The 2475-nt window shown below is 46.4% G+C and carries 1 protein-coding gene and 1 pseudogene; both read left to right on the top strand.

Annotated features, from left to right (window positions below; translation table 11 throughout):
* Window positions 1–1934: pseudogene (locus DXA74_RS16385) on the top strand (hypothetical protein); the annotation flags it as partial.
* A 34-nt stretch (window positions 1935–1968) separates the two neighbouring features.
* Window positions 1969–2121 (top strand): hypothetical protein, encoded by a 153-nt coding sequence (locus DXA74_RS16380; RefSeq protein ID WP_158576095.1) that lies wholly within the window; start codon window positions 1969–1971, stop codon window positions 2119–2121.
* The last annotated feature ends 354 nt before the right edge of the window (window positions 2122–2475 follow it).

Here is a 2475-nt window from a genome sequence, read left to right as displayed (position 1 = left end):
TTGTTATGGTTTATAATGCCGAAGGATATAAAGCTCCTTACGCAGTAACCATCAAGAAGGTGGACACCAAGGGCAATGTCATCAGTACCGAAAATCAGTCCATCTTCCCCGGAGAAGAATACACCGTATCTGCTCCAAATGTCAATTTCTACACCTTTACCGGAACCGTAAAGATCAATAACGAAGAAAGCGACGCCACATCAATTACCATCAACAGCAACACCACTGTGGAATATGTTTACAACTGGAATCTTCCGTTCGAAACCTCAAACATCAGCGGTAACGAGTTCCCGGCCGATACAAAGTGGTATCTATTACGCCTTCGCGACTCTTACATCGCCTATAATAGCGAAACACCAGACGAAATTTCCGGAGTAAGCTCAAAAGGCTACGAAGACAAATACTGGTGGGCTTTCGGCGGCGATGCTGAGAATGGCATCAAGGTTTACAACAAAGCAGCCGGTGCCGCACAGATCATGACTTCTGTATCTCCTAAAGGTGTAGAAAGTAGCACTTATGTTCATTTTGAGAATGCCGCCGGACTGGATGAGACCAAGAACGAGTTATGGACCATCTATGCCAGTGTAAACTATCCAAACGACAATGGTTTCTATTTGTCACGCAAAGGTGAGACAACAAAAATCAACCTGCAGAACAACAAACTGGTTTACTGGACCGGACAGGATATAGGTTCTACATTCCGCGTAACTCCGGTGACAGAAGAAGCAGCCGCTCTAAAATCCAGCTTGAACGAAGCCACCAAGCGCGGCGCTATTGGTACTCTGAACGAAGAAGCCTACTCCGAATTTGAGGCTGAACTGGCCAAGGGAAGCGTCGAAGGTCTGCGCGCAGCTCAGGCTATCGCTCAGAACCCGGCCAACCTGACCACATTCAACCCGAATGTATATTATCGTATCGAAAATCTGGCCCGTAAATACAGCACACGCAATGCCAGCAATCTGAACGACGGCGGTTATCTGGAAGCTGTAGACACATTGGAACTTCCGGTTTATTCTAAAATCAACGGTTACTTCAGCAACGACCGCAGCGCAGCCCGTGCTCAGGCCATCTGGAAATTCGTAGCTACCGGCACAGAAGGACAGTATTACCTGCAGAACCTGAATGCCGGAACATACATGTCTGGAAAAGACGGTGCTTACTTCACCCCTGGTATTGAGACTACCGAAGGCGCTACAGCCTTTAGTCTGGCTTCTTTGGGCAACGCACAGTATCACATCAAGAAGGCCGGTTCAAACCAGAGACTGCACGCTTCTGGTGCAGGAACAAGTGATGGTGCTGCCATCATGTTCTACAACGGCGGCGACTCCAACTCTCCATCTGCCTGGTATCTCATCCCGGCAACAAGCATCGAACTGACCATTACCGACGCCGGTTATGCCACTGCCAACTATCCGTTTGCTGTTCAGGTTCCAGCCGATGTTAAAGCCTATACAGGAACAGCCGACGCACAGGCTGGTGTCTTCACTCTGAAAGAAGTAGAGGGAGGCATTATTCCGGCCAACACACCGGTAATTCTCGAAGGAGCAGCCCAGACTTACACTTTGACCATTCTGGCCGACAACACAGAAGCACCGATTGCAGGAAATGATCTGAAGGGAAGCACTATCTTCCAGAAAGTTGAAACCACAGAAAATGCCTATATTATGGGTAACAACGAGGGAGCTGTAGGCTTCTATCAAATGAATGAGGAAGACCGCACTCTGGGTTCTAACAAGGCTTATCTGGTTCTGCCGGCATCTGCAAGCCACGTTCGTTCTATCACAATTGGTGGACCGACCACCGGTATTGAAGACACTGTAGCCGAGGATGCTCAGACCGAAGAGTACTACGACTTGCAGGGACGTCGCGTAATGAACCCAACCAAGGGAATCTACGTAACCAAGAGCGGCAAGAAGGTTCTCTTCTGCAAATAATCCATTCTATGTTTCATTTTAAACTCTAAAATCAATGAAAAAAACATATCAGAAACCGGCTCTCGACATGATGAATATGGAGCAGGAAAACATGATGGCTACAAGCAGCCTCGGCATCTATGACGACAGTATGGGTGCCAGCGATGCACTGAGCAACGAGGAAGCTGATTACAATGTGTGGGAATAACAAACACCGAATATTACTATTACAAAGCAGGGACATTGCTTTCCCTGCTTTTTTGTTCTCCGCCCCCTGCCGCCTGTCCACATCAGACCAACAAGTATTCAAAATCCTAAAATTACTACAGAACTACTATTTTTAACATACAGAAGACAACAAATGCCAAAAAAATATCTACATTTGCGTCTAGTTACCATAAAATAAAATCTTAATACATACTTTAAATAAAATAATTATCATGAAAAAAATTACCCGCCTAACCACAGCCTTATTCCTCTTGATTACAGGATGGAGCCAGGCTATTGCACAGTCTATCTTCGTGCAAGAAAAAGCATTAAAGGCCGAAGACATTACCGCAGG

It is taken from the genome of Bacteroides sp. OF04-15BH (genome assembly GCF_003477995.1).
Classification (GTDB): Bacteria; Bacteroidota; Bacteroidia; order Bacteroidales; family Bacteroidaceae; genus Paraprevotella.
This window is presented reverse-complemented; position numbering and strand designations above follow the sequence as displayed.

What these genes read in the sequence shown, in the direction of transcription:
- DXA74_RS16380 (WP_158576095.1), top strand. Translation starts at nt 1,969, where the DNA reads ATGAAAAAAACATATCAGAAACCGGCTCTCGACATGATGAATATGGAG.